Here is a 228-nt window from a genome sequence, read left to right on the forward strand (position 1 = left end):
AAATAACTGAAGAAATAAAAAATGCGGTACTAGCTCAGTTGGTAGAGCGCGACCTTGCCAAGGTCGAGGTCACGAGTTCGAGCCTCGTGTACCGCTCCAATTTCTAACCAAAAGAAATTGTAGTGATAGTAAATTTAGTTATGCGGTACTAGCTCAGTTGGTAGAGCGCGACCTTGCCAAGGTCGAGGTCACGAGTTCGAGCCTCGTGTACCGCTCCAATCTTTTTAT

At 46.1% G+C, this 228-nt stretch carries 2 tRNA genes; both read left to right on the forward strand.

Features of this window, described 5'->3' with window-relative positions:
* The first annotated feature begins 23 nt into the window (after positions 1-23).
* Positions 24-99, forward strand: a tRNA-Gly gene (locus H5160_RS20260).
* Between the two features lie 43 nt (positions 100-142).
* Positions 143-218, forward strand: a tRNA-Gly gene (locus H5160_RS20265).
* The last annotated feature ends 10 nt before the right edge of the window (positions 219-228 follow it).

It is taken from the genome of Pseudoalteromonas sp. SG43-4 (assembly GCF_014164325.1).
Lineage (GTDB): Bacteria > Pseudomonadota > Gammaproteobacteria > Enterobacterales > Alteromonadaceae > Pseudoalteromonas > Pseudoalteromonas distincta.